Origin of the sequence: Bacillus vallismortis (assembly GCF_040784915.1) — a bacterium.
Taxonomy (GTDB): Bacteria; Bacillota; Bacilli; order Bacillales; family Bacillaceae; genus Bacillus; species Bacillus subtilis_G.
In genome coordinates this window covers 2,638,731-2,665,323 of the sequence record NZ_CP160797.1, presented here as the reverse complement: position 1 = coordinate 2,665,323, position 26,593 = coordinate 2,638,731, and the positions used below count along the sequence as shown (strand labels likewise).

At 43.2% G+C, this 26,593-nt stretch carries 27 protein-coding genes; 26 read left to right on the top strand and 1 reads right to left on the bottom strand.

Annotated elements, in window-relative coordinates; genetic code table 11:
• Positions 1–7: 7 nt before the first annotated feature.
• From dnaK to mtaB, 5 genes are all read left to right on the top strand, one after another.
• Positions 8–1,843 carry a molecular chaperone DnaK gene (dnaK, locus tag ABZM97_RS13045; RefSeq protein ID WP_148962094.1) on the top strand — a complete coding sequence of 612 codons (1,836 nt, stop codon included), beginning with the start codon at positions 8–10 and terminating at the stop codon, positions 1,841–1,843.
• A gap of 200 nt (positions 1,844–2,043) precedes the next feature.
• Complete coding sequence (gene dnaJ / locus ABZM97_RS13040) at positions 2,044–3,171, top strand: molecular chaperone DnaJ (protein ID WP_087990767.1); 1,128 nt, start codon at positions 2,044–2,046, stop codon at positions 3,169–3,171.
• Between the two features lie 24 nt (positions 3,172–3,195).
• Positions 3,196–4,131, top strand: a complete 936-nt coding sequence (gene prmA / locus ABZM97_RS13035) for a 50S ribosomal protein L11 methyltransferase (RefSeq protein WP_202327135.1) — start codon at positions 3,196–3,198, stop codon at positions 4,129–4,131.
• 22 nt (positions 4,132–4,153) lie between these two features.
• Entirely contained in the window at positions 4,154–4,924 is a 771-nt protein-coding gene (locus ABZM97_RS13030; protein ID WP_148962092.1) for a 16S rRNA (uracil(1498)-N(3))-methyltransferase, read from the top strand.
• On the top strand, positions 4,924–6,279 hold the full coding sequence (gene mtaB, locus ABZM97_RS13025) for a tRNA (N(6)-L-threonylcarbamoyladenosine(37)-C(2))-methylthiotransferase MtaB (RefSeq protein WP_253268424.1): 1,356 nt from the start codon (positions 4,924–4,926) through the stop codon (positions 6,277–6,279). The genes ABZM97_RS13030 and mtaB overlap by 1 nt, the downstream gene beginning before the upstream one ends.
• Before the next feature lie 33 nt (positions 6,280–6,312).
• On the opposite strand, the gene ABZM97_RS13020 is transcribed toward mtaB, so the two are convergent.
• Positions 6,313–7,236, bottom strand: a complete 924-nt coding sequence (locus tag ABZM97_RS13020) for a Na/Pi symporter (protein ID WP_087990763.1) — start codon at positions 7,234–7,236, stop codon at positions 6,313–6,315.
• Between the two features lie 172 nt (positions 7,237–7,408).
• Between ABZM97_RS13020 and rpsU the strand changes: the two genes are divergently transcribed.
• The 21 genes from rpsU (at position 7,409) to dnaG (ending at position 26,430) form a co-directional block, all read left to right on the top strand.
• On the top strand, positions 7,409–7,582 hold the full coding sequence (rpsU, locus tag ABZM97_RS13015) for a 30S ribosomal protein S21 (protein ID WP_003152957.1): 174 nt from the start codon (positions 7,409–7,411) through the stop codon (positions 7,580–7,582).
• Between the two features lie 14 nt (positions 7,583–7,596).
• A complete protein-coding gene (locus tag ABZM97_RS13010; RefSeq protein WP_087990762.1) occupies positions 7,597–8,043 on the top strand; it encodes a GatB/YqeY domain-containing protein in 447 nt (148 codons plus the stop codon).
• A gap of 129 nt (positions 8,044–8,172) precedes the next feature.
• On the top strand, positions 8,173–9,486 hold the full coding sequence (locus tag ABZM97_RS13005; RefSeq protein ID WP_253268423.1) for a nodulation protein NfeD: 1,314 nt from the start codon (positions 8,173–8,175) through the stop codon (positions 9,484–9,486).
• 21 nt (positions 9,487–9,507) lie between these two features.
• A complete protein-coding gene (gene floA, locus ABZM97_RS13000) occupies positions 9,508–10,503 on the top strand; it encodes a flotillin-like protein FloA (RefSeq protein WP_087990761.1) in 996 nt (331 codons plus the stop codon).
• Positions 10,504–10,527: 24 nt separating this feature from the next.
• On the top strand, positions 10,528–10,944 hold the full coding sequence (locus ABZM97_RS12995) for a hypothetical protein (RefSeq protein ID WP_087990760.1): 417 nt from the start codon (positions 10,528–10,530) through the stop codon (positions 10,942–10,944).
• A gap of 56 nt (positions 10,945–11,000) precedes the next feature.
• Positions 11,001–11,282, top strand: coding sequence for a sporulation protein YqfC (gene yqfC / locus ABZM97_RS12990; RefSeq protein WP_003237082.1), 282 nt, complete (start codon positions 11,001–11,003; stop codon positions 11,280–11,282).
• 18 nt (positions 11,283–11,300) lie between these two features.
• Positions 11,301–12,497 carry a sporulation protein YqfD gene (gene yqfD, locus ABZM97_RS12985; protein WP_087990759.1) on the top strand — a complete coding sequence of 399 codons (1,197 nt, stop codon included), beginning with the start codon at positions 11,301–11,303 and terminating at the stop codon, positions 12,495–12,497.
• Positions 12,494–13,453, top strand: coding sequence for a PhoH family protein (locus ABZM97_RS12980; RefSeq protein WP_087990758.1), 960 nt, complete (start codon positions 12,494–12,496; stop codon positions 13,451–13,453). The genes yqfD and ABZM97_RS12980 overlap by 4 nt, the downstream gene beginning before the upstream one ends.
• Positions 13,454–13,531: 78 nt before the next feature.
• Positions 13,532–15,667, top strand: a complete 2,136-nt coding sequence (pgpH, locus tag ABZM97_RS12975; protein WP_087990757.1) for a cyclic-di-AMP phosphodiesterase PgpH — start codon at positions 13,532–13,534, stop codon at positions 15,665–15,667.
• Positions 15,668–16,141 (top strand): rRNA maturation RNase YbeY, encoded by a 474-nt coding sequence (gene ybeY / locus ABZM97_RS12970; protein WP_087990756.1) that lies wholly within the window; start codon positions 15,668–15,670, stop codon positions 16,139–16,141.
• Positions 16,122–16,493: a diacylglycerol kinase family protein gene (locus tag ABZM97_RS12965; protein WP_087990755.1), complete on the top strand. Its 372-nt coding sequence runs from the start codon at positions 16,122–16,124 to the stop codon at positions 16,491–16,493. The genes ybeY and ABZM97_RS12965 overlap by 20 nt, the downstream gene beginning before the upstream one ends.
• Before the next feature lie 121 nt (positions 16,494–16,614).
• On the top strand, positions 16,615–17,025 hold the full coding sequence (locus ABZM97_RS12960) for a cytidine deaminase (RefSeq protein ID WP_010330699.1): 411 nt from the start codon (positions 16,615–16,617) through the stop codon (positions 17,023–17,025).
• A complete protein-coding gene (gene era, locus ABZM97_RS12955; RefSeq protein ID WP_087990754.1) occupies positions 17,006–17,911 on the top strand; it encodes a GTPase Era in 906 nt (301 codons plus the stop codon). Before ABZM97_RS12960 ends, era begins: the two co-directional genes overlap by 20 nt.
• Before the next feature lie 143 nt (positions 17,912–18,054).
• Positions 18,055–18,198: a YqzL family protein gene (locus tag ABZM97_RS12950; protein ID WP_087990753.1), complete on the top strand. Its 144-nt coding sequence runs from the start codon at positions 18,055–18,057 to the stop codon at positions 18,196–18,198.
• Between the two features lie 36 nt (positions 18,199–18,234).
• On the top strand, positions 18,235–19,002 hold the full coding sequence (gene recO / locus ABZM97_RS12945) for a DNA repair protein RecO (RefSeq protein ID WP_087990752.1): 768 nt from the start codon (positions 18,235–18,237) through the stop codon (positions 19,000–19,002).
• 303 nt (positions 19,003–19,305) lie between these two features.
• Positions 19,306–20,193: a glycine--tRNA ligase subunit alpha gene (glyQ, locus tag ABZM97_RS12940; protein WP_087990751.1), complete on the top strand. Its 888-nt coding sequence runs from the start codon at positions 19,306–19,308 to the stop codon at positions 20,191–20,193.
• Positions 20,186–22,225 (top strand): glycine--tRNA ligase subunit beta, encoded by a 2,040-nt coding sequence (gene glyS / locus ABZM97_RS12935; RefSeq protein WP_333516575.1) that lies wholly within the window; start codon positions 20,186–20,188, stop codon positions 22,223–22,225. Before glyQ ends, glyS begins: the two co-directional genes overlap by 8 nt.
• A 133-nt stretch (positions 22,226–22,358) precedes the next feature.
• A complete protein-coding gene (gene ccpN, locus ABZM97_RS12930) occupies positions 22,359–22,997 on the top strand; it encodes a transcriptional regulator CcpN (protein ID WP_003237058.1) in 639 nt (212 codons plus the stop codon).
• Positions 22,998–23,022: 25 nt separating this feature from the next.
• Complete coding sequence (locus ABZM97_RS12925; protein ID WP_367386874.1) at positions 23,023–23,835, top strand: pyruvate, water dikinase regulatory protein; 813 nt, start codon at positions 23,023–23,025, stop codon at positions 23,833–23,835.
• Positions 23,836–24,090: 255 nt separating this feature from the next.
• Positions 24,091–24,585, top strand: coding sequence for a YaiI/YqxD family protein (locus ABZM97_RS12920; RefSeq protein WP_087990748.1), 495 nt, complete (start codon positions 24,091–24,093; stop codon positions 24,583–24,585).
• Positions 24,586–24,618: 33 nt separating this feature from the next.
• On the top strand, positions 24,619–26,430 hold the full coding sequence (dnaG, locus tag ABZM97_RS12915; protein ID WP_253268420.1) for a DNA primase: 1,812 nt from the start codon (positions 24,619–24,621) through the stop codon (positions 26,428–26,430).
• Positions 26,431–26,593: the final 163 nt, after the last annotated feature.

Genomic DNA, 26,593 nt, shown 5'->3' with positions numbered 1-26,593 from the left:
TATTCAAGTGAGTAAAGTTATCGGAATCGACTTAGGAACAACAAACTCATGTGTGGCAGTGCTTGAAGGCGGCGAGCCTAAAGTCATTGCTAACGCTGAAGGAAACCGCACAACGCCATCAGTTGTTGCATTCAAAAACGGTGAACGCCAAGTAGGGGAAGTGGCTAAACGCCAATCTATCACAAACCCTAACACAATCATGTCTGTTAAACGCCATATGGGTACTGATTATAAAGTTGAAATTGAAGGAAAAGATTACACTCCTCAAGAAGTGTCTGCTATCATCCTTCAACACCTTAAATCATACGCTGAAAGCTATCTTGGCGAAACAGTATCAAAAGCAGTGATCACAGTTCCTGCATACTTTAACGATGCTGAGCGTCAAGCGACAAAAGACGCTGGTAAAATTGCAGGTCTTGAAGTAGAACGTATCATCAATGAGCCGACTGCAGCAGCGCTTGCATACGGACTTGATAAAACAGATGAAGATCAAACGATCCTGGTATACGACCTTGGCGGCGGTACTTTCGACGTTTCAATCCTTGAGCTTGGCGACGGTGTGTTCGAAGTTCGTTCAACTGCCGGTGACAACCGTCTCGGCGGTGACGATTTTGACCAAGTCATCATCGATCATCTTGTGTCTGAATTCAAAAAAGAAAACGGCATTGATTTGTCAAAAGACAAAATGGCGCTTCAGCGTTTGAAAGACGCAGCTGAAAAAGCGAAAAAAGATCTTTCCGGCGTATCTTCTACGCAAATTTCTTTACCGTTTATCACAGCTGGAGAAGCAGGACCGCTTCACCTTGAACTGACATTAACCCGCGCTAAATTCGAAGAGCTTTCTTCCCATTTAGTAGAGCGTACAATGGGTCCTGTCCGTCAAGCGCTGCAAGATGCAGGACTTTCTGCAAGCGAAATCGACAAAATCATCCTTGTCGGCGGATCAACTCGTATCCCTGCCGTACAAGAAGCAATCAAAAAAGAAACTGGAAAAGAAGCGCATAAAGGCGTAAACCCAGATGAAGTTGTAGCGCTTGGTGCTGCGATTCAGGGCGGCGTTATCACTGGTGACGTAAAAGACGTAGTTCTTCTTGACGTTACACCGCTTTCTCTAGGTATCGAAACAATGGGCGGCGTGTTCACAAAATTGATCGACCGCAACACGACGATTCCGACAAGCAAATCTCAAGTGTTCTCAACTGCTGCTGATAACCAAACAGCTGTTGATATCCATGTTCTTCAGGGTGAGCGACCAATGTCTGCCGACAATAAAACACTCGGCCGCTTCCAGCTTACTGATATCCCGCCAGCACCGCGCGGCGTGCCTCAAATCGAAGTTTCTTTCGATATTGATAAAAACGGTATCGTAAACGTAAGAGCAAAAGACTTGGGCACAGGAAAAGAGCAAAACATTACAATCAAATCTTCTTCAGGTCTTTCTGATGATGAGATCGAACGCATGGTAAAAGAAGCTGAAGAAAATGCTGACTCTGATGCGAAGAAAAAAGAAGAAATCGAAGTCCGAAACGAAGCAGATCAGCTTGTTTTCCAAACTGAGAAAACTTTAAAAGATCTTGAAGGCAAAGTGGATGAAGACCAAGTGAAAAAAGCCAATGATGCCAAAGAAGCTTTAAAAGCGGCGATTGAGAAAAACGAGTTTGAAGAGATCAAAGCGAAAAAAGATGAGCTTCAAACAATCGTTCAAGAGCTTTCTATGAAACTTTATGAAGAAGCTGCCAAACAACAGCAAGCTCAAGGCGATGCAAATGCTGAAGGCAAAGCGGATGACAACGTTGTTGACGCTGAATATGAAGAAGTAAACGACGACCAAAACAAAAAATAAAGTGCTTTTCCGAGTCAGTCCCGCTTCCGGGGCTGACCGAAAAGAACACATTTCATAATCTGATTCAATGATTAGAAAGTCAAAGTCAGGCATCTCTTGGCTTTGACTTTTTTTCTTGCCCGGGATAAAAGGAATTGAAAAATCATAATTCAAAATGATACAATCTAATTTATGTGATAAATTCGGGAGAGTGAAGCGAGATGAGTAAGCGTGATTACTATGAAGTGCTGGGAGTAAGTAAGAGCGCTTCTAAGGATGAAATTAAAAAAGCTTATCGGAAGCTGTCAAAAAAATATCATCCTGATATTAACAAAGAAGCCGGATCAGATGAAAAATTTAAAGAGGTAAAAGAAGCATACGAAACGCTGTCTGATGATCAAAAACGGTCTCATTACGATCAATTTGGCCATACTGATCCTAACCAAGGCTTCGGCGGCGGCGGTTTTGGCGGCGGAGATTTCGGCGGTTTTGGTTTCGATGATATTTTCTCAAGTATTTTCGGCGGAGGCACAAGACGAAGAGATCCAAACGCCCCGCGCCAAGGTGCCGATTTGCAGTATACGATGACTTTGTCGTTTGAGGATGCCGTTTTTGGTAAAGAGACGTCCATCGAAATTCCGCGTGAGGAAACATGCGATACGTGTAAAGGTTCAGGTGCGAAACCTGGAACAAACCCGGAAACGTGCTCGCACTGCGGAGGCTCCGGCCAATTAAACGTGGAGCAAAATACGCCGTTTGGAAAAGTCGTTAACAGACGGGTTTGCCACCACTGTGAAGGTACGGGCAAATTCATTAAAAATAAATGTGCGGATTGCGGCGGTAAAGGAAAAGTCAAAAAACGCAAAAAAATCAACGTCACAATTCCAGCCGGTGTAGATGACGGGCAGCAGCTTCGTCTCTCGGGACAGGGTGAACCAGGAGTAAATGGCGGCCCTGCCGGGGATTTATTTGTCGTGTTCCACGTGCGCGCTCACGAGTTCTTCGAGCGTGACGGCGATGATATTTACTGTGAAATGCCGTTAACGTTCGCTCAGGCTGCTCTTGGAGATGAAGTGGAAGTTCCGACGCTGCATGGAAAAGTGAAGTTAAAAATTCCAGCCGGTACACAAACAGGAACAAAATTCAGATTAAGAGGCAAAGGCGTTCAAAATGTCAGAGGCTATGGACAGGGTGACCAGCATATCGTCGTCCGTGTCGTCACGCCGACAAACCTGACAGATAAACAAAAAGACATTATCCGCGAATTTGCCGAGGTCAGCGGAAACTTGCCTGACGAACAGGAAATGAGTTTCTTCGACAAGGTAAAACGCGCGTTTAAAGGCGATTAATTATTGGATGAGGAGTTGGTAGTTTTGAAATGGTCCGAATTAAGCATTCACACAACACATGAAGCGGTCGAACCTATCTCAAATATATTGCATGAAGCTGGTGCAAGTGGGGTTGTGATAGAGGACCCGCTTGATTTAATTAAAGAACGTGAGAATGTGTACGGGGAAATCTACCAGCTCGACCCCAATGATTATCCAGACGAGGGTGTCATTGTCAAAGCATACCTGCCGGTCAACAGCTTTCTTGGCGAAACGGTGGATGGCATTAAAGAAACGATTAATAATTTGCTTCTTTATAATATTGATTTGGGCAGAAATCATATCACGATTTCTGAAGTGAATGAAGAAGAGTGGGCGACTGCCTGGAAGAAGTATTATCATCCTGTGAAAATTTCTGAAAAGTTTACAATTGTTCCGACGTGGGAGGAATATACGCCGGTCCATACGGATGAACTGATTATTGAAATGGACCCGGGAATGGCGTTCGGCACAGGCACACACCCGACAACCGTACTCTGTATTCAGGCGCTTGAACGCTTTGTGCAAAAGGGTGATAAGGTGATTGATGTCGGTACAGGTTCCGGAATTTTAAGTATTGCGGCTGCAATGCTTGAGGCTGAATCGGTTCATGCCTACGATCTTGATCCCGTAGCTGTAGAAAGTGCACGTCTCAATCTCAAGCTGAACAAAGTGAGCGATATTGCTCAAGTGAAGCAAAACAATTTGTTAGACGGACTTGAAGGGGAACATGATGTGATTGTTGCCAACATTTTGGCTGAAGTCATTCTTCGCTTTACTTCACAAGCGTACAGCCTGTTAAAAGAAGACGGTCATTTTATTACGTCAGGTATCATCGCTCATAAAAAACAAGAAGTAAAAGAAGCACTGGAACAAGCCGGCTTTACCATTGTAGAAATCCTTTCAATGGAAGATTGGGTCAGCATTATTGCGAAAAAATAACAGTTAGTAGGTGTCACAGCGTATGCAACGATATTTTATCGAGCTCACGAAGCAGCAAATGGAGGAAGCGCCGGCTTTTTCGATAACCGGCGAAGATGTTCATCATATTGTGAACGTGATGAGAATGAATGAAGGTGATCAGATCATCTGCTGCTCTCAGGACGGCTTTGAGGCAAAGTGTGAACTTCAATCTGTTTCCAAGGACCATGTGTCCTGTCTTGTGGTAGAATGGACGAATGAAAACAGAGAGCTTCCGATAAAGGTTTATATTGCAAGCGGCCTCCCGAAAGGAGATAAGCTTGAATGGATTATCCAAAAAGGGACTGAGCTTGGAGCTCATGCCTTCATTCCTTTCCAAGCCGCTCGTTCTGTTGTCAAGCTGGATGACAAAAAGGCAAAGAAAAAGCGGGAAAGATGGACGAAAATTGCGAAGGAAGCGGCTGAACAATCGTACCGTAACGAAGTGCCGCAAGTGATGGATGTCCATTCTTTTCAGCAGCTTCTTCAAAGGATGCAGGATTTCGATAAATGTGTCGTTGCATACGAGGAGTCATCAAAGCAAGGAGAAATAAGCGCATTCAGCGCGATTGTAAGCAGCCTTCCGAAAGGATCATCCCTTTTGATCGTATTTGGTCCTGAAGGCGGTTTAACAGAAGCGGAAGTTGAACGGCTCACAGAGAAAGACGGTGTGCCGGGCGGCCTTGGACCGAGAATTTTAAGGACAGAAACCGCACCGCTATACGCGTTGAGTGCGATTTCTTATCAAACAGAGTTATTAAGAGGTGATCAATAATGGCAACTGTTGCTTTCCATACGCTTGGCTGTAAAGTCAACCATTATGAAACAGAAGCAATCTGGCAGCTTTTCAAAGAAGCGGGCTACGAAAGAAGAGACTTTGAACAAACAGCTGATGTATATGTCATTAATACATGTACGGTAACCAATACGGGAGATAAAAAAAGCCGCCAAGTGATCAGACGTGCCATTCGTCAAAATCCTGACGGTGTCATCTGTGTCACAGGCTGCTATGCGCAAACCTCACCTGCAGAGATCATGGCGATCCCTGGTGTCGATATTGTAGTTGGAACGCAGGACCGGGAAAAAATGCTCGGCTACATCGACCAATACTCTGAAGAACGCCAGCCGATTAACGGTGTCAGCAACATCATGAAAGCAAGAGTGTATGAGGAGCTTGATGTGCCTGCTTTCACGGACCGGACAAGAGCGTCATTGAAAATACAGGAAGGCTGCAATAATTTCTGCACATTCTGTATTATTCCGTGGGCGCGCGGCCTGCTCCGCTCCCGCGATCCTGAAGAAGTCATTAAACAAGCGCAGCAGCTTGTCGATGCCGGATATAAAGAAATTGTTCTTACCGGTATTCATACAGGCGGCTATGGCGAAGATATGAAAGATTACAGCTTCGCTAAGCTCTTGAGAGAATTAGACACTCGTGTTGAAGGCGTTAAACGGATTAGAATTTCTTCAATCGAAGCCAGCCAAATCACAGATGAAGTGATCGAGGTCTTAGACCGCTCGGATAAAATAGTGAATCATTTGCATATTCCTATCCAATCCGGATCAAACACTGTGCTTAAACGGATGAGACGTAAATATACGATGGAATTTTTTGCAGACCGTTTAAGCAAACTGAAAAAAGCATTGCCTGGCTTAGCTGTAACTTCTGATGTCATTGTAGGCTTCCCTGGCGAAACAGAAGCAGAATTTATGGAAACCTATAACTTTATTAAAGAACATAAATTCTCTGAGCTGCATGTTTTCCCTTACAGTAAACGCACAGGTACACCGGCTGCGCGAATGGAAAACCAAGTGGATGAAAACGTTAAAAATGAGCGTGTGCATCGCCTGATTTCTCTGTCCGACCAGCTTGCGAAGGAATACGCAGATCAGTATGAAAATGAAGTTCTTGAGATTATCCCTGAGGAAGCGTATAAAGAAACAGAAGAAGAGAACATGTTTGTCGGTTACACAGACAACTATATGAAGGTTGTTTTCAAAGGTACGGAAGAGATGATCGGCAAAATCGTGAAAGTCAAAATCCTTAAAGCGGGCTATCCTTACAACGAAGGGCAATTCGTCCGTGTTGTTGAGGACGAAATAACTGAACACATGCGTTTGTCTTCTTAATCTAAAAACCGGTGCATTAAATGTACCGGTTTTTTATTTTGCTGGGATAAGAAAGTGAATCAAGCGGTAAAACAAGTTTGTAAGCGGAAGAAATAAAAAAGCTGTCACCACATTAAATAAAAGACTGAAATGCGCAATCCTTTGTGCAGGGTCAACTGATAACTGTTCTACAAAGCCGGTCGCTGCCGCCAGAAAAGGAAATATGAGAGCCACGCCCAGCATGTTAAACACCACATGGGCATACGCTGTCTGTTTCGCCGCATATCCGCCGGATACAGCAGCCATGACAGCTGTAATGCAGGTCCCGATATTTGACCCGAGTACGACGCTCATCGCCTGTGTCAGTCCGATAATGCCTTCATTCATAAAACTCATCAAAATGCCGATACAAACGGAGCTTGAGTGAATCATGGCAGTTAGCACCATACCGATGAGCAAAGCGGACCAGTTTGAATCGTTAACGTGGTATAAAATGTCGGCTCCCGTTTTCAGTTTTGTAAGCGGTCCTGCAAGGTGGCTGAACCCGCTGATGCAAAAAAAGATGATGCCGAGTCCGAGGAGGCTTGTTCCCAACTGTTTTAAGGGATACCTGCCAGTCAGAAAAAACAATAAACCGCCAATCAAAAGAATCCAAATCAAAACATCCATTTTGATGGCGATAAATTCAGTTGTAAAGGTAGATCCGACATTTGTTCCGAGAATCATCGGTATTGTCCGTTTAAAAGGAAGGACGCCCGCGCTTACAAAACCGATGACAATGACCATAAAGGCTGAACTGCTCTGAAGAATCCCTGTAAATACAATACTGATCAGGAACGCTTTTAACGGATGGTCCGTAAAAAATAGCAATCGTTCTTCAATTTTTGAGTACGCCATTGAAATTAAGCCTTTTCGAAGCATGTTCATGCCTGCGAGAAAGAATAATATAAGAGCAGTAAAACCGATCAGAATCAACATCTTATTCACCAACCCCTTTCCACCATTATATAGACAGGCAGTCGTACTCATGACGGAAAAGTGAACTCACTTAGTTGACCTGACTGATGGCTTATATTATAATGTCAAAGTACATGTTTATATGTGTAACTTAAAGGTAGTCGATTGGTGTATTCGGAGGGAGGGAAAGAGAATGTCAAAAACGGTCGTTAGAAAAAACGAATCGCTTGAAGATGCTCTTCGTCGCTTCAAACGCAGTGTATCAAAGACAGGTACTTTGCAAGAAGCAAGAAAGCGCGAATTTTATGAAAAACCTAGCGTAAAGCGCAAGAAAAAGTCTGAAGCTGCTAGAAAACGCAAATTCTAAAAGAGGGTGGATTTATGAGTCTTCTTGAGCGTCTTAACCAGGATATGAAGCTATATATGAAAAGCCGTGAGAAAGACAAACTGACTGTCGTTCGAATGGTTAAGGCTTCACTTCAAAATGAAGCAATTAAGCTTAAGAAAGACAGTTTGACCGAGGATGAGGAACTCACTGTCCTTTCTCGTGAACTTAAGCAACGTAAAGACTCCCTCCAGGAATTTTCAAACGCTAATCGTTTAGATTTAGTAGATAAAGTTCAAAAAGAGCTGGACATTTTAGAAGTTTATTTACCCGAGCAGCTGTCAGAAGAAGAACTGCTTACAATCGTAAATGAAACCATTACTGAGGTTGGTGCGAGCTCAAAAGCGGACATGGGGAAAGTAATGGGTGCAATTATGCCTAAAGTAAAAGGTAAAGCTGATGGAAGCTTAATTAATAAGCTTGTTAGCAATCAATTGTCTTAAATGGCGTAAAAAAGGACATCTTTCTAAGAGAGATGTCTTTTTTTATACATAAAAAAATGAAACCTTTGATACATTGTTACGTATAAAGAGAAGGCACTTATTATAAAAGGAAGGAGGGATACACTGCCCTTGCTTCAAACCAAAGGATTCCGTGCTGCTCTTTTGAGCATATTTTTACTTTTTTTATTAGGCGTACAGCTGAACGCCAAAGCAGAAAAACAAACGGTTTATGTGATCCCGGTTGAGAAAAATGTCGAACAGGGACTCGCCTCGTTTTTATCCCGTTCGTTACAAGATGCAAAAGAAGCGCATGCAGATCATATTATTCTTGATATCAATACGCCGGGAGGATTGGTCAAATCGGCTATTGATATAGCGGACTCGATAACCGAAAGCGAGATCCCTATAACTGCATATGTAAACAAACGCGCGTTGTCAGCTGGTGCATATATTGCCCTGCAAGCCGATAATATTTATATGGCGCCCGGCGGAAAAATAGGAGCGGCCGCGATTATTGACGGTAAAGGCAATGCCGCTGACCAAAAAGCTGAATCACTTTGGCTGGCAGAGCTGGAGGATGCCGCAGTGAAAAATAATCGCGATCCTAAATATGCGCTCGCTATGGCTGACCCGGATATAGATGCCAAGGAAGTTGGTGCGCCGAAGGGAGATCTGCTTACACTTAACCCTGGTAAGGCGATTGATGTAGGCTATTCAGAGGGGACTGCTGACAATTTATCCGCACTCGTAGAGAAGCTTGGGTTCGAAAATGCGCATATCAGTTATGCAAAGGAAAGCTTTACGGAAAAGACAGCAAGATGGCTGACGAACCCGGTTATTGTGCCTATTCTGCTGACGATAGCTTTTTTAGGTCTGACGGTGGAGCTTTTTTCCCCGGGTGTCGGCATCCCTGGAACGGTTGGATTCATCGCGTTATTGCTGTTCTTTTACGGGCATCTCGCAGCCGGCCTTGCCGGATACGAGACAGTTCTTCTCTTTGCAGGAGGGGTGATCCTCATCCTGCTTGAGATTTTCCTTCCCGGAGGAATCATTGGATTACTGGGCTTAGGAGCGATTATTGCAAGCCTATTTTTAGCCGCGGGGAGCTTCACTGTCATGGCGATTTCTCTCTTGATCGCCTCAGCTGTCTCTATTACAGCTTTTATTTTACTGACAAGGGTGTTGGGAAAGCGTATGAAATTCTTTAAAAAATTTGTATTAAATGATTCTACAAATACGGAGAGCGGCTACGTATCAAATCAAACGCGCACGGACTTAATAGGTAAAGTGGGTGTAACCTTTACACAGCTGCGTCCTGCTGGTACCGTTATTATTGAAGATGAACGCCTTGACGTCGTTTCGGAGGGATCGTTTACAGAAAAAGATAAGAAAGTAAAAGTGGTAAAAGTGGAAGGCTCACGCATCGTCGTCAGAGAAATTTAAACAGAATCGAGGAGAATTGATATGGATCCATCAACACTAATGATTTTGGCTATTGTCGTAGTAGGGATCATTGTTTTAGCTGTATTTTTTACATTTGTGCCTGTTATGCTTTGGATTTCAGCATTAGCAGCTGGAGTGAGAATCAGCATTTTCACTCTGATAGGAATGAGGCTTCGCCGCGTTATACCAAACCGAGTGGTGAACCCGCTGATTAAAGCGCATAAGGCTGGGCTTGATGTTGCCACCAATCAGCTTGAAAGCCATTATCTCGCCGGAGGAAATGTTGACAGAGTCGTCAACGCGCTGATCGCTGCTCAGCGAGCCAATATTGAACTATCATTCGAACGCTGTGCCGCTATCGATCTTGCCGGCCGTGACGTATTGGAAGCCGTTCAAATGAGTGTTAATCCTAAGGTGATTGAAACGCCGTTCATTGCCGGTGTGGCTATGGACGGGATTGAAGTAAAAGCGAAAGCGAGAATTACAGTAAGAGCGAATATCGACCGTCTTGTTGGGGGAGCAGGGGAAGAAACCATTGTGGCCCGTGTCGGAGAAGGGATTGTCTCTACAATTGGTTCATCCGAAAGCCACAAAAAAGTGCTTGAGAACCCTGACATGATTTCTCAAACAGTTCTTGGAAAAGGATTGGACTCAGGAACTGCGTTTGAAATTCTCTCGATCGATATTGCTGATGTTGACATTGGCAAAAATATCGGCGCAATTTTACAAACCGATCAGGCCGAGGCTGATAAAAATATCGCACAGGCAAAAGCGGAAGAACGCCGTGCGATGGCTGTCGCTCAAGAACAGGAAATGCGCGCCCGCGTAGAAGAAATGCGAGCGAAAGTGGTAGAAGCCGAAGCGGAAGTGCCGCTTGCGATGGCAGAAGCTTTGCGTGAAGGGAATATTGGCGTCATGGACTACATGAATATCAAAAATATTGATGCTGACACAGACATGCGTGATTCATTCGGCAAGCTGACGAAAGATTCGTCTGATGAAGACAGTAAATCATAATCTCTCTAAGAAGGGAGAACGCTGATGGAAGATATACTGACCAATCCGCTCATTATCGCAGTGGTTATCGGAATCATATCTATGATTTTCGGTAAAAAGAGCAAAGAGGAAAATAAAAACAGCCAAAACAGGAAAAAACCTCAGCAGGTGCAAACGGCTTCTCCTCAAAAGAAGCAGTCTGAGGAAGCTCCTGTACCTATTCCTAACCGCATAGAACAGGCAAGACGGGAAGCGGAAGAAAGACGCAGGGAAACAGAAAGAAACCTGAAAGGGATGGAACGTGATCTTACTGCAGTTAAACAAAAAGCAGTATACACAAAACAAAAAATGCTTCAGGTTAATAAAGACACTGTGGTACAGGGGATCGTCTTAGGGGAGGTATTCGGACCTCCAAGGGCAAAAAAACCTCACCATACGATGCGCACGGCCCGTAAAAATTAAAGTGTTAGAACCGCCTTTCAAATCATACATATGAGATGAAAGGGGGTTCTTTTTGTATGGGGCAAAGAAAGAATCGTGTGAAAGCTTGGCTGACAAGAGCATTGGAAATTCCCCCGGACGTTATGATGGATCTGCCGCGGATTACAATGGTTGGCAGACTTCATATCTACATAGAAAACCACAGAGGCCTTTTGCTTTTCAGTGAGAATGAAGTGAGGCTGATGCTAAAGCAGGGCCAGTGCATCATATCAGGAAAAAATTTTGTCATCAAGGCGATTCTTCCGGAAGAAATTCTTTTGGAGGGTACGATTGATGTCGTTCGATATGTTGAGTCATAAAGCCGGGGGGGAAATGTTGTGAAAAATAAATGGCTGTCTTTTTTTTCGGGTAAGGTCCAGCTTGAATTGACGGGAAGAGGGATTGAACGGCTCCTGAATGAATGCACTAGACAGGGGATTCCAGTCTTTCATGTCAAAAAAAAGAAAGAAGCCGTATCGTTATATATACAGCTTCAGGATGTACATGCCTTTCGGCGGGTGAGAAGAAAATTTAAATGTAAAGCCCGATTTATTAATCGGAAGGGATTTCCTTTCTTATTGCTGAAATCAAAGCTGAATATAGGGTTTACGATCGGTTTTGCAATGTTTTTCATCCTTTTGTTTTTGCTTTCCAATATGGTGTGGAAAATTGATGTGACAGGCGCTAAGCCTGAAACGGAACATCAAATGATGCAGCATCTGAATGAAATCGGCGTTAAAAAGGGTCGTCTGCAGTTTTTAATGATGTCTCCAGAAAAAATACAAAAATCGTTAACCAACGGAATAGACAATATCACCTGGGTCGGTGTTGATTTAAAGGGGACGACCATTCATATGAAAGTCGTGGAGAAAAATGAGCCTGAAAAAGAAAAGTATGTAAGCCCGCGCGATATTGTCGCCAAAAAGAAAGCAACCATTACAAGAATGTTTGTGCAAAAAGGACAGCCAATGGCCGCAATACACGATCATGTAGAAAAGGGGCAGCTGCTTGTTTCAGGACTGATCGGCAGTGAAGAGCATCAGCAGGAAGTCGCCTCAAAAGCAGAAATTTACGGAGAAACCTGGTACAAATCTGAAGTGACGGTTCCGCTTGAAACATTATTTAACGTTTACACGGGCAAAGTAAGGACAAAGCACAAGCTTTCTTTTGGCTCTTTGGCCATCCCGATCTGGGGCATAACGTTTAAAAAAGAGAAATTGAAGCACCCAAAAACAGAACAAGAAAAGCATTCGCTTAATTTTCTCGGATTTAAGCTCCCTGTATCCTATATCAAAGAGCAAACGAGAGAAAGTGAAGAGGCTTTGCGAAAATATACGAAAGAAGAAGCAGTTCAAGAAGGCATTAAAATGGGTAAACAGGATGTAGAGAATAAAATAGGCGAAAACGGCGAGGTGAAAAGTGAAAAAGTTTTGCACCATACTGTCGAGAATGGTAAAGTAAAGTTGATTATTCTTTACCAAGTTATAGAAGATATCGTTCAAACCACACCTATTGTCAGGGAGACTGAAGAATGACAGAACATTTACTTGCGATGAATCAAAAACTGAAAAGCCCGGACGAGGCGCTTGCACTGTTCGGGAACCAAGATTCTTTTTTGAAATTGATGGAGAAAGATCTGAATGTGAATATCATTACGCGCGGTGAAACGATCTACGTTTCAGGCGATGAAGATTCGTTTCAGGTTGCAGATAGCCTGCTGGGATCGCTCCTCGCTTTAATTCGCAAGGGGATAGAGATCTCTGAACGTGATGTGATTTACGCCGTCAAAATGGCAAAAAAGAATGAACTTGATTACTTTGAAAGCATGTATGAAGAAGAAATTACTAAAAACGCAAAAGGCAAACCAATCCGTGTAAAAACGATGGGACAGCGGGAATACGTGGCTGCCATGAAGCGGAATGACCTTGTATTCGGCATCGGCCCGGCGGGGACCGGGAAAACATACCTGGCTGTCGTAAAAGCAGTCCATGCTTTAAAAAACGGACATATCAAAAAAATCATTTTAACAAGACCTGCCGTGGAAGCTGGTGAAAGCCTTGGTTTTCTGCCAGGTGACCTCAAAGAGAAAGTAGATCCTTATTTGCGCCCGCTGTATGATTCTCTTCATGATGTACTTGGGGCAGATCATACAGAACGTCTGATGGAAAGAGGCGTCATTGAAATTGCTCCGCTTGCATATATGAGGGGACGGACGCTTGATGATGCTTATGTTATACTTGATGAAGCACAGAATACTACACCTGCTCAAATGAAAATGTTTTTGACGAGACTGGGTTTTGGCTCTAAAATGATCATTACAGGTGACGTTAGCCAAATTGATCTGCCGAAAGGCGTCAAATCGGGACTTGCAGTAGCGAAGGAGATGCTGAAAGGAATAGACGGCATTTCTATGATTGAGCTAGACCAGACAGACGTGGTCAGACATCCGCTTGTTGCGAAAATTATTGAAGCATACGATAAGCAAAATTAATGCTGAATGACCCGATCGCGCGTTATCGGGTCATTTTTATGATTGCTTATGGGCTTGATGTTTCAAGAGGAGGTTCTTGTGTTGAAAAAGAAGGGGAAGACCAAAAGCAGCTCAAAAAAATGGAGCCGCTTTAAAAATGCCCGCTCCATGCATGTACTGCTGTATCTTCTGCTGGCTGCCATTATGTTTGCTTTGCTCTTTGTACATGTTAAGCCGGAAACACTTGATTTAGACCTGTTTTCAGTCAGCGACAAGACCATTTATGCTCCGGCAACCGTCGAAGATCAAAAAGCCACAGAAGAAAAAAAACAAGCCGCTGAGGACGCGGTCGAAGATCAATATACATTGAAAAAAGAATACACAGATAATCGGATTGACCTTGTGTCATCTATATTCGACAGTATCAGCGAAGTGAAAAAATCAGGAGAAGAAGACAGCAAATCACCATCGGAAAAATCAATGGTGAAGTCTGTTAAGAACAAACTAACGTCAGATGTGAATGATTCCATATCAGAGGATACCATCAAAACATTGCTGAAAGCGGACAGTGAAGACTTTTCTTTTGTCAGAGATACAGTCATTACGGCAGTGAATACAGTCATGAGCAGTGAAATTTCGTCGGATAAACTATCTGATGCAAAGGATCGTGTAGAAAAAGAGCTAAAGAGCAATTCGATCCCGTCTAAATACTTGGCAGCTGCGACAGAAATCGGGCGTTTTGCTATTATTCCGAATTACGTCTTCAATCCGAAAGCGACAGAGGCAAAAAGGCAGGAAGCGTCAGACAATGTCCAGCAGGTTCAGATCAAACAGGGCCAGGTGCTTGTGGAAGAAAATGACCTCATTGACCGGGAAGTGTACAGGAAACTCGAGCTGACCGGGTTATTAAATAACTCAAATCTCTTTAAACCGATCAGCGGCCTATTAATTATGATCGGACTTTTCATCGCAACGCTTGTATACTACTTTGAAAAACAAAAACAAAACCTGAAGTTTAAAAAACAATCTATCCTGCTGTTTTCCATTATCACAACGCTTTTGCTTGTTATCATGGAGGTTGTCAGTTTATTTCAGAAGATGGAATATAATAATATCGGCTATCTTGTTCCTATTGCGGCCGGCGCGATCTTAATCAAGCTGCTGATGAATGAACGCATTGCCATTTTGGGAAGTATCATTCTTGCGATTTGCGGGAGTATGATGTTTAATCAGGGTGTGACGGGAACTTTCAATTATGTCATAGGAATTTATTATTTGATCAGCGGGATTTCAGGTGTTTTATTTTTAGGAAAACACAATGCCAGATCAAAGATTTTGCAGACCGGGCTTTTCGTGGCGTTTATTAATATGATTGTCGTTCTTTCCTTATTATTGATTCAAAACACTGCGCTGTCGGGTCTTGAAATCGGCACGTTAATGCTGATGGGGGTTGTCTCGGGGTTTGCTTCGTCTGTATTAATCATCGGCCTGATGCCGTTTTTTGAGACAGGCTTTGGCATTTTATCCACTATGAGGCTGCTCGAGCTGTCTAATCCTAACCATCCGCTGCTGCGCAAAATATTAACAGAAACACCAGGTACATATCATCACAGTGTAATGGTCGCCAATTTGTCAGAGGCAGCCTGTGAGGCGGTGGGGGCTAATGGTTTGCTTGCTAGAGTTGGCGCGTATTATCACGATCTCGGAAAAACAAAGCGCCCGCAATATTTTATTGAAAATCAAATGAATATTGACAATCCGCATGACAAGCTGTCTCCTCAGCTGAGTAAAAATATTATCATCTCGCATACCACTGACGGTGCGAACATGCTGAGAAGCTATAAATTTCCGCAAGAGCTTGTCGACATTGCTGAGCAGCATCATGGAACCTCGCTGTTAAAGTTCTTTTATTATAAAGCGAAGGAAAAAGGCGACCAGATTACAGAAGAAGAGTTCCGTTATCCGGGACCGAAGCCGCAGTCAAAGGAAGCTGCGATTATATCTGTTGCTGATAGTGTTGAAGCGGCCGTCAGATCCATGCATAATCCAAATCCAGAACGAATTGAAAAGCTTGTCCGGGGTATCATATCCGATAAGCTGCAGGACGGACAGTTCAGCGAATGCGATTTGACATTTAAAGAGCTGGATACAATCGCCAAAACACTCTGTGCAACATTAAAAGGAATTTTCCACTCCCGGATCGAATATCCGGAGGCTACTAAGAAGGTGAAATAAATGAGTTTACTGATTGATATTGTTGATGAAACGGGGAGTGTCTCAGAAGAGATGCTCAAAGAAGTAGAGCATCTGCTTCAATTTGCCGCTGAGCGTGAAGGCGTTCAGGATCAGGCTGAAGTTTCTGTCACGATCGTTACCAATGAAGACATACAGCAGATTAATAAAGAGTACCGCGGAAAGGATGCCCCGACAGATGTCATCTCATTCGCTCTTGAAGAGGAGGGCGAGGGCGAGGTCGAAATTTTGGGCGCGGAAATGCCCCCGGTTTTAGGTGATATTATCATCAGCGCGGACCGCACAAGGGAGCAGGCCGAAGAATATAACCATTCTTTTAAGCGAGAGCTCGGATTTCTTGCCGTGCATGGATTTCTGCATCTTTTAGGATATGACCATATGACGAAAGAGGAAGAAGAGGAGATGTTTACTAAGCAAAAGGATTTGCTGGACGCCTATGGACTCAAGAGATCATAGAAATGAGCTGCAGCGATTCTTCAAAAGCTTCGTGCATGCAGGCCGAGGCATCCGGGAAACAGCGCGGACGGAACGTAATTTCCAGTTTCATGCTGCAGCCGTGTGTGCTGTTCTCATTTGCGGCTTCCTCGTGGGGCTCAGTCTGATTGAGTGGGCGATTATTTTCCTTTTGATCGGCGGAATGCTTTCGCTAGAGCTTTTAAATACAGCCATTGAACATACGGTTGATTTAATAACAGACAAACATCATCCACTTGCTAAAGCGGCTAAGGACGCTGCCGCAGGGGCTGTTTGCGTTTTTGCCGTCATTTCGTGTATCATTGGTTTACTTATTTTTTTGCCAAAGCTGTAAGATTGAAAATTCTTACATTTATTTTACATTTTTAGAAATGGGCGTGAAAAAATGCGCGCGATTATGTAAAATATAAAGTGATAGCGGTACCATTTTATAGGTAAGAGAGGAACATGTACACATGAACAGACAGGAATTGATAACAGAAGCATTAAAAGCACGTGATATGGCGTATGTGCCGTATTCCAAGTTTCAAGTCGGAGCCGCTCTTCTTACCAAAGATGGAAAAGTGTACAGAGGCTGCAACATCGAGAACGCGGCATACAGCATGTGCAATTGCGCTGAGCGTACCGCTTTATTTAAAGCTGTTTCTGAAGGGGATACAGAGTTTCAGATGCTGGCCGTTGCGGCTGACACCCCTGGTCCGGTATCTCCGTGCGGAGCATGCCGCCAGGTGATTTCTGAGCTTTGCACAAAGGACGTTATTGTCGTGATGACTAATTTACAAGGACAAATAAAAGAAATGACTGTGGAAGAATTATTGCCAGGCGCATTTTCATCGGAGGATTTACATGACGAACGAAAGCTTTAAATCAGGATTTGTATCTATTATTGGAAGACCAAACGTTGGAAAGTCTACATTTTTGAACAGAGTCATTGGACAAAAAATCGCTATCATGAGCGATAAGCCCCAAACGACGAGAAACAAGGTGCAAGGAGTTCTGACGACAGGTACATCACAAACCATCTTTATTGACACACCAGGGATTCATAAGCCTAAGCATAAGCTTGGGGACTTTATGATGAAAGTGGCGCAAAATACATTAAAAGAAGTCGATTTGGTCTTGTTTATGATCAACGCCGAGGAAGGCTACGGGAAGGGCGACGAATTCATCATTGAGAAATTGCAGAATATGTCCACGCCTGTATTTTTAATCGTAAACAAAATTGACAAAATTCATCCCGATCAGTTGCTACTGTTAATTGACGAATACCGCGGACGTTATCCTTTTAAGGAAGTTGTTCCGATTTCTGCTCTAGAAGGAAATAATATCGAAACATTGCTCACTCAGATTGAAGCGTATTTGCCGGAAGGACCGCAATTCTATCCGAGTGACCAGGTAACCGACCACCCGGAGCGCTTTATCATTTCCGAACTCATCAGGGAAAAAGTGCTGCATTTGACAAGAGAAGAGATCCCGCACAGCATTGCGGTGGCCATCGAATCAATCAAAGGGCAGGACAATGGTTCTGTACACGTAGCGGCGACGATTGTGGTCGAACGGGATTCCCAGAAAGGCATTGTGATCGGGAAAAAAGGAAGCCTGCTGAAAGAGGTCGGAAAAAGAGCGAGAGCGGATATTGAAGCATTGTTAGGCTCCCGTGTCTACCTTGAATTATGGGTCAAAGTGCAGAAAGACTGGCGTAATAAAATGTCCCAGCTGCGCGATTTTGGCTTTAAAGAGGATGAATATTAATCTCTAGCTGTGTCATTATCTCACAGGATCAGGGATACATTAACAAATTTTGTTTAACATGAAATGGAGGACATCAGGTCAAGATAAAGGTAAGAATTTGGAGTTTAGGTAAGCTAGTTTAACTACAGAAAGGTGGGTTTCTTGTGTTGAATTTTACCTGGAACGTATTTTCTCAAACAGGAAATGTTGATACGTATCTTCTTTTTAAAGAACTGGAAAAAGAGAACATAGAAAGACCCGAAGAACTAGAAGATGAGCTAGCCCGATTTGATTATCCAATTTTATAAACCTCTTGGCCGCTCCTGCTTTAGGAAGGTGCGGAAATGCTGACAAAATGTGAAGGAATCGTTCTTCGCACAAATGATTACGGAGAGACGAATAAAATCGTTACTTTACTGACAAGAGAACACGGAAAAGTAGGTGTTATGGCAAGAGGCGCCAAAAAAACGAACAGCCGTTTATCAGCAGTCAGCCAGCCCTTTTTGTATGGTTCATTCTTAATGCAAAAAACAACCGGCCTCGGAACACTTCAGCAGGGTGAAATGATCCTCAGCATGAGAGGCATCAGGGAAGATTTGTTTTTAACAGCATATGCTGCATATATTACCGAGTTAGTCGACAGAGGCACTGAAGAAAAAAAGCCAAACCCTTATTTGTTTGAATTTATTTTAGAATCGCTTAAACAGCTGAACGAAGGAACAGACCCGGATGTTATCATCTTTATCGTTCAAATGAAAATGCTCGGTGTCATGGGGCTGTATCCCGAGCTCAATCACTGTGTGCATTGTAAAAGCCAGGATGGGAGCTTTCATTTTTCTATCCGTGATAACGGTTTTATTTGCCACCGCTGTTTTGAAAAAGATCCTTACAGGGTTCCGATTAAACCGCAAACGGCAAGGCTGTTGAGACTGTTTTATTACTTCGATCTATCAAGGCTGGGCAATGTCTCCTTAAAACAGGAAACAAAAGCTGAATTGAAGCAAGTGATTGATTTATATTATGAAGAATACTCAGGGTTATATTTAAAATCAAAGCGCTTTTTAGATCAAATGGAGAGCATGAAACATCTTATGGGTGAAAACAAAAGTTGACATCTGGTCCATCTTTTTATATGATCATTTATTATAAAATATGTTGCAGTGAGAGAAAGAAGTACTTGCGTTTACCTCATAAAAGCGACCTTAGGGCGGTGTAAGCTAAGGGATGAGCACGCAACGAAAGGCATTCTTGAGCAATTTCAAAAAAAGAGGCTGGGATTTTGATCTCAGCAACTAGGGTGGAACCGCGGGAGAACTCTCGTCCCTATGTTTGCGGCTGGCAAGCATAGAGACGGGAGTTTTTTGGTTGCCGCCGCAGTCATCTGATAAAGGAAAAGTAAAGTGGAGGTGCTTGAAATGAATATTCAAGACATGATTCTAACCTTGCAGCAGCATTGGTCCAGTCAGGGCTGTGTGCTTATGCAGGCTTACGATGTAGAAAAAGGGGCCGGCACGATGAGCCCGTATACATTTTTGCGCAGTATCGGCCCTGAGCCGTGGAAAGTGGCTTATGTAGAGCCTTCCAGACGGCCTGCCGACGGCCGCTACGGGGAGAACCCGAACAGACTGTATCAGCATCATCAGTTTCAGGTCATTATTAAACCGTCTCCTGATAACATTCAAGAGCTGTATTTAGATTCCTTGCGCGCTCTTGGAATTGATCCGCTTGAGCATGATATTCGCTTTGTTGAAGACAACTGGGAGAACCCGTCTTTAGGCTGCGCGGGTCTTGGCTGGGAAGTATGGCTTGACGGAATGGAAATTACACAATTTACGTATTTCCAGCAGGTCGGAGGACTAGAGTGTAAACCAGTTTCTGTAGAGATTACGTACGGAATTGAGCGTCTCGCGTCTTATATCCAGGATAAAGAGAATGTGTTCGACTTGGAATGGACGTCAGGGTTCACAGTAAAAGATTTATTCATGATGGCGGAATACGAGCATTCCGTTTATACGTTTGAAACGTCAGACGTCGATATGCTGTTCCAATTGTTCAGCACGTATGAAAAAGAAGCGATCAAACAAATGGATAACGGGCTTGTTCATCCAGCATATGACTATGTGCTAAAATGCTCGCACACCTTCAACCTGCTTGACGCCAAAGGTGCGATCTCAGTTACCGAGCGGACAGGCTATATCGCAAGAGTGCGGAATTTAGCGAGAAAAGTAGCAAAAACCTATTATGAGGAACGAGAAAAACTAGGGTTCCCAATGCTTAAAGGGGAGGGTGCTTCTCATGAGTAAACAGGATTTATTTTTAGAGATTGGATTAGAGGAAATGCCGGCGCGCTTTTTAAATGACAGCATGGTTCAGCTCGGAGAGAAGCTGACAGGCTGGCTAAAAGAAAAAAATATCACTCACGGTGAAGTGAAGCTCTTCAATACACCTAGACGTCTAGCTGTATTCGTAAAGGATGTAGCAGAAAAGCAGGATGATATAAAAGAAGAAGCAAAAGGGCCAGCGAAAAAAATTGCTCTTGATGCAGACGGGAACTGGACAAAAGCGGCAATCGGCTTTTCAAAAGGCCAAGGCGCAGACGTGAAAGATCTGTACATCAAAGAAGTAAAAGGCACAGAGTATGTATTTGTGCAAAAATTCCAAGCCGGACAAGAAACGAAGTCGCTTCTGCCGGAACTGAGCGGTTTGGTTACGAGCTTGCACTTCCCGAAAAACATGCGTTGGGGAAATGAAGATTTGCGTTATATCCGGCCAATCAAATGGATTGCCGCTTTATTTGGACAGGATGTCATTCCATTTTCGATCACAAACGTTGAGTCTGGCCGGACAACACAGGGACACCGTTTCCTCGGACATGAAGTGTCAATTGAATCACCTTCTTCCTATGAAGAGCAGCTGAAAGAACAGCATGTCATCGCTGACCCTAACATCCGGAAACATATGATTCAATCTCAGCTGGAAGCGATGGCCGCAGAAAACAATTGGAACATTCCAGTAGACGAAGACCTTCTTGATGAAGTGAATCATTTAGTAGAATACCCGACAGCTCTTTACGGTTCATTTGAATCTGAGTTTCTGACAATTCCTGAGGAAGTGCTTGTCACGACAATGAAAGAGCATCAGCGCTACTTCCCTGTCAAAGACAAAAACGGTGATTTGCTGCCTCACTTTATCACAGTCCGAAATGGAAACAGCCACGCGATCGAAAATGTAGCCCGTGGCAATGAAAAAGTGCTGCGCGCGCGTTTATCTGATGCTTCATTCTTCTACAAGGAAGATCAGAAATTAAACATTGATGCAAATGTGAAGAAGCTTGAGAACATTGTTTTCCATGAAGAGCTTGGTTCTCTTGCTGATAAGGTCAGAAGAGTCACTGCAATCGCAGAGAAGCTTGCCGTCCGTCTTCAGGCTGATGAAGATACATTAAAACATGTGAAGCGGGCTGCTGAAATTTCTAAATTCGATCTTGTCACACATATGATATACGAATTCCCTGAGCTTCAAGGAATTATGGGTGAAAAGTATGCGAAAATGCTTGGAGAAGATGAAGCTGTGGCTGCGGCAGTAAACGAACACTATATGCCTAGATCAGCAGGCGGAGAAACGCCTTCTACTTTCACCGGAGCTGTTGTAGCAATGGCGGATAAGCTGGATACAATCGCTTCATTCTTCTCTATCGGCGTAATTCCGACTGGTTCACAGGATCCTTACGGTCTGCGCCGCCAAGCGAGCGGTATTGTTGCGATTCTTCTTGACCGCAACTGGGGAATTTCGTTTGAAGAGCTGCTTACTTTCGTACAAACGGAAAAAGAAAATGAACTGCTGGATTTCTTCACTCAGCGTCTGAAATATGTCTTGAATGCTGAACAAATCAGACACGATGTCATCGACGCCGTGCTGGAAAGCTCTAAGCTTGAGCCGTACTCAGCGCTGCATAAAGCACAAGTGCTGGAACAAAAGCTTGGTGCACCAGGCTTTAAGGAAACAGCGGAAGCATTAGGCCGAGTCATCTCTATCAGCAAAAAAGGAGTCCGCGGAGACATTCAGCCTGATCTGTTTGAAAATGAATACGAAGCAAACCTGTTTGATGCCTACCAAACAGCGAAGCAAAACCTGCAGGAAAACTTCAGCAAAAAAGATTACGAGGCGGCGCTTGCTTCACTTGCAGCCTTAAAAGAACCAATCGATGCTTACTTCGACCATACAATGGTTATAGCACATAACGAGACATTAAAGGCAAACCGTTTAGCGCAAATGATAAGCTTGGCGGATGAGATCAAGTCCTTTGCGAATATGAATGCCCTTATTGTAAAATAAAGATAGAAAAGGCGGTTGCTGTGTGATCGGTAATCGTCTTTTCCCCATTTATAAGTTTTTTTGTTTGATTACAAGATATTTACGATATAATATGGATTATTATTTCTTTACATAGATATGAAGTGAAAAGGTGGTGAGTACGATCGAACTAAATAAACGGCAAGAACATATTTTGCAGATTGTAAAAGAAAACGGGCCGATTACAGGGGAGCATATTGCAGAAAAGCTGAACCTAACCAGGGCAACATTGCGTCCGGATTTAGCCATACTCACCATGTCAGGATTCCTCGAGGCGCGCCCGAGAGTCGGTTATTTCTACACAGGGAAAACCGGCACCCAGCTTTTGGCAGATAAACTCAAAAAGCTTCAGGTGAAAGACTTTCAATCTATCCCCGTTGTGATTCACGAAAACGTTTCTGTGTACGATGCGATTTGCACCATGTTTTTAGAAGATGTAGGTACTCTGTTTGTGGTGGACCGCGATGCTGTTTTAGTCGGTGTGCTTTCACGAAAAGACTTGCTGAGAGCGAGCATTGGCCAGCAGGAGCTTACATCTGTCCCTGTTCATATCATCATGACAAGGATGCCGAACATTACGGTTTGCAGACGCGAGGATTATGTGATGGACATTGCAAAGCACTTGATAGAAAAACAAATTGATGCACTGCCTGTTATCAAAGATACCGATAAAGGCTTTGAAGTGATCGGCAGAGTGACAAAAACGAATATGACAAAAATACTTGTCAGTTTATCAGAAAATGAAATCCTATAACATCGCAAACTAACGGGGGGATAATATGAATAACCGCATCATCTATGTCGTATCAGATTCTGTCGGTGAAACGGCTGAATTGGTAGTAAAAGCAGCACTCAGCCAATTTAACGGGTCAGCGGACGATACACATGTCAGAAGAATTCCTTATGTTGAAGATATAGGCACGATCAATGAAGTGATTTCACTCGCCACGGCAGACGGCGGCATTATCTGTTTTACACTCGTGGTGCCGGAAATAAGAGAATATTTGATTGCAGAAGCGGAAAAAGCAGATGTTTTATATTATGATATTATCGGCCCGTTAATTGATAAAATGGAAACGGCCTACGGTTTAACAGCGAAATACGAACCAGGGCGGGTGCGCCAGCTTGATGAAGACTATTTCAAAAAAGTGGAGGCCATCGAGTTTGCAGTTAAATACGATGATGGACGGGATCCAAGAGGGATTTTAAAAGCAGATATCATTTTGATCGGCGTATCGAGAACGTCTAAAACACCGCTGTCTCAATATCTCGCCCACAAGCGCCTGAAGGTTGCCAATGTTCCGATTGTTCCTGAGGTTGACCCGCCGGAAGAACTCTTTAACGTCGATCCGAAAAAATGCATCGGTTTAAAGATCAGCCCGGATAAACTGAATCATATCAGAAAAGAACGGTTAAAATCACTCGGACTTAATGACAAAGCGATCTATGCAAATATCAACAGAATCAAAGAGGAACTGGAATATTTCGAAAAGATTGTGGACCGGATCGGATGCCAGGTTGTGGATGTTTCAAATAAAGCGGTTGAAGAAACAGCGAATATTATTCATCATCTCAAAACAAAAAACATGTAACTCAGGACGCTCTATCCTGGGTTTTTGGCTATGCCAAAAGGGAATAATGAAAAACAATAGCATCTTTGGGAAGTTTGTATTATAATAAAAAATTGTGATAAAATGATTAATTTTAGGTTTAAGGTTCGTGTGATACGAATAAACTATTATGGGTAAGATGTCAAGAATTTCTCCCGGAAATTTTTCGACAAATTCATATACATCCGCAATGATCTAAAGGATGTGCGATTTTGCTTGCTTTTATGCAGGAGTTTAATGGAGGGATGGAGAATTACTCTTCTTAATGAACAAGAAAAGACGATTTTTGTCGATGCTGACGCTTGTCCGGTAAAAGATGAAATTTTACAAACAGCATCCGATTATGACGTTCAAGTTCTTTTTGTCGCTTCATTTGAACATTATCAGCTTTCCAGAAGCAAGGAAGAAATATGGAAATATGTTGATCCTCATAAAGAAGCTGCTGATTTATATATCGCAAATCACGTAAAAACGGGAGATATTGTTGTGACGCAGGACATCGGATTAGCATCCCTGCTACTGAACAGAAATGTCTCAGTTATGTCGGAAAGAGGGCGTCTTTACAAAGAAGATACGATTGATTTTGCTCTTGAGAGCCGCCATTTTTCCGGTAAACAAAGAAAAAAAGGCATATACGCCAAAGGGCCTAAAAAATTAAATAAAGAAGATCGAGAACGATTTATTACACTGCTGCAAAAAATCCTGTCGAACGATGAAGGGATTTTGCACTAAAGCATCGAATAATGTACGACGGAGTGTTATAAGATGGGAAATCGGATACCAGATGAAATTGTGGATCAGGTGCAAAAGTCGGCAGATATCGTTGAAGTCATAGGTGATTATGTTCAATTAAAGAAGCAAGGCCGAAACTACTTTGGACTCTGTCCTTTTCATGGAGAAAGCACACCTTCGTTTTCCGTATCGCCCGACAAACAGATTTTTCATTGCTTTGGCTGCGGAGCGGGCGGCAATGTTTTCTCTTTTTTAAGGCAGATGGAAGGTTATTCTTTTGCTGAGGCGGTTTCTCACCTTGCTGACAAATACCAAATTGATTTTCCAGATGATATAACAGTTCATTCGGGAGCCCGGCCAGAATCTTCTGGAGAACAAAAAATGGCAGAGGTTCATGAACTCTTGAAGAAATTTTACCATCATTTGTTAATAAATACAAAAGAAGGTCAAGAGGCACTGGATTATCTGCTTTCAAGGGGCTTTACGAAAGAGCTGATTGATGAATTTCAGATCGGCTATGCTCTTGATTCCTGGGACTTCATCACGAAGTTTCTCGTAAAGAGGGGCTATAGTGAGGCGGAAATGGAAAGAGCGGGTCTTCTGATCAGACGTGAAGACGGGAGCGGATATTTTGACCGTTTCAGAAACCGCGTCATGTTTCCGATCCATGATCATCACGGGGCTGTTGTTGCTTTCTCAGGTAGGGCTCTTGGCAGCCAGCAGCCTAAGTATATGAACAGTCCTGAAACACCGCTCTTTCATAAAAGTAAACTGCTTTACAATTTTTATAAGGCCCGCCTTCATATCAGAAAGCAGGAAAGAGCGGTCTTATTTGAGGGATTTGCCGATGTCATATCGGCCGTAAACTCGGGTGTAAAAGAGAGTATAGCCACGATGGGAACGTCTCTGACAGATGATCATGTCAAGATCCTGAGAAGAAATGTCGAAGAAATCATTCTTTGCTACGACTCTGATAAAGCCGGATATGAAGCCACCTTAAAAGCTTCTGAGCTTCTCCAAAGTAAAGGCTGCAAAGTCAGAGTTGCAATGATTCCTGACGGATTGGACCCTGACGATTACATCAAAAAGTTCGGCGGGGAAAAATTTAAAAACGACATTATCGATGCCAGTGTCACCGTGATGGCGTTCAAAATGCAATATTTCCGAAAAGGAAAGAACCTGTCCGATGAAGGTGATCGCCTGACTTACATTAAAGCTGTACTGAAAGAAATCAGCACGCTTAAAGGATCGCTTGAGCAGGAAGTCTATGTAAAACAGCTTGCTTCAGAGTTTTCGCTTTCACAGGAGTCTTTAACCGAGCAGCTGACTGTTTTCAGCAAGCAAAGTAAACCTGTTGACAATGGCGGTGAAACGAAAACACGGCGTGCGCATCTGACGACAAAGGCAAGGCAAAAACGTCTGCGTCCGGCGTATGAAAATGCAGAAAGGCTGTTACTCGCCCACATGCTTCGAGATCGGAGCGTCATTAAAAAAGTGATTGACCGGGTAGGCTTTCAATTTAATATTGATGAGCACCGCGCATTAGCCGCCTATCTTTACGCTTTTTATGAGGAGGGGGCCGAGCTTACGCCTCAGCATCTGATGGCCAGGGTGACGGATGATCATATAAGCCAGCTCTTGTCTGATATTTTAATGCTTCAGATTAATCAAGAACTCAGTGAAGCCGAGTTATCAGATTATGTAAAAAAAGTGTTGAATCACAGAAATTGGTCAATGATAAAAGAAAAAGAGACGGAAAGAGCCGAAGCCGAAAGGCAAAAAGATTTTTTAAGAGCTGCTTCTCTTGCTCAAGAAATCGTTACATTGAACCGATCTTTAAAATAACTGGAAAAACTGGTGAGAAGCGTTTATTGGCAATGATTCCTTGCGGAGGAGCAAATAGATCGCTTGACCTCATCATGAATTGTCATTTCATTATTCGCACATTATTAAAGGCAGCTCACATAGAAAACGCCTGAATGGACCGAATAAGAATCATACCGCTTAT

Coding starts and splice junctions, on each gene's coding strand:
- dnaJ (WP_087990767.1), top strand. CDS start 2,044: ATGAGTAAGCGTGATTACTATGAAGTGCTGGGAGTAAGTAAGAGCGCT.
- ABZM97_RS13030 (WP_148962092.1), top strand. CDS start 4,154: ATGCAACGATATTTTATCGAGCTCACGAAGCAGCAAATGGAGGAAGCG.
- mtaB (WP_253268424.1), top strand. CDS start 4,924: ATGGCAACTGTTGCTTTCCATACGCTTGGCTGTAAAGTCAACCATTAT.
- ABZM97_RS13020 (WP_087990763.1), bottom strand. CDS start 7,236: ATGTTGATTCTGATCGGTTTTACTGCTCTTATATTATTCTTTCTCGCA.
- rpsU (WP_003152957.1), top strand. CDS start 7,409: ATGTCAAAAACGGTCGTTAGAAAAAACGAATCGCTTGAAGATGCTCTT.
- ABZM97_RS13010 (WP_087990762.1), top strand. CDS start 7,597: ATGAGTCTTCTTGAGCGTCTTAACCAGGATATGAAGCTATATATGAAA.
- floA (WP_087990761.1), top strand. CDS start 9,508: ATGGATCCATCAACACTAATGATTTTGGCTATTGTCGTAGTAGGGATC.
- ABZM97_RS12995 (WP_087990760.1), top strand. CDS start 10,528: ATGGAAGATATACTGACCAATCCGCTCATTATCGCAGTGGTTATCGGA.
- yqfC (WP_003237082.1), top strand. CDS start 11,001: ATGGGGCAAAGAAAGAATCGTGTGAAAGCTTGGCTGACAAGAGCATTG.
- ABZM97_RS12980 (WP_087990758.1), top strand. CDS start 12,494: ATGACAGAACATTTACTTGCGATGAATCAAAAACTGAAAAGCCCGGAC.
- ybeY (WP_087990756.1), top strand. CDS start 15,668: ATGAGTTTACTGATTGATATTGTTGATGAAACGGGGAGTGTCTCAGAA.
- ABZM97_RS12965 (WP_087990755.1), top strand. CDS start 16,122: ATGGACTCAAGAGATCATAGAAATGAGCTGCAGCGATTCTTCAAAAGC.
- ABZM97_RS12960 (WP_010330699.1), top strand. CDS start 16,615: ATGAACAGACAGGAATTGATAACAGAAGCATTAAAAGCACGTGATATG.
- era (WP_087990754.1), top strand. CDS start 17,006: ATGACGAACGAAAGCTTTAAATCAGGATTTGTATCTATTATTGGAAGA.
- recO (WP_087990752.1), top strand. CDS start 18,235: ATGCTGACAAAATGTGAAGGAATCGTTCTTCGCACAAATGATTACGGA.
- glyQ (WP_087990751.1), top strand. CDS start 19,306: ATGAATATTCAAGACATGATTCTAACCTTGCAGCAGCATTGGTCCAGT.
- glyS (WP_333516575.1), top strand. CDS start 20,186: ATGAGTAAACAGGATTTATTTTTAGAGATTGGATTAGAGGAAATGCCG.
- ABZM97_RS12925 (WP_367386874.1), top strand. CDS start 23,023: ATGAATAACCGCATCATCTATGTCGTATCAGATTCTGTCGGTGAAACG.
- ABZM97_RS12920 (WP_087990748.1), top strand. CDS start 24,091: ATGGAGGGATGGAGAATTACTCTTCTTAATGAACAAGAAAAGACGATT.
- dnaG (WP_253268420.1), top strand. CDS start 24,619: ATGGGAAATCGGATACCAGATGAAATTGTGGATCAGGTGCAAAAGTCG.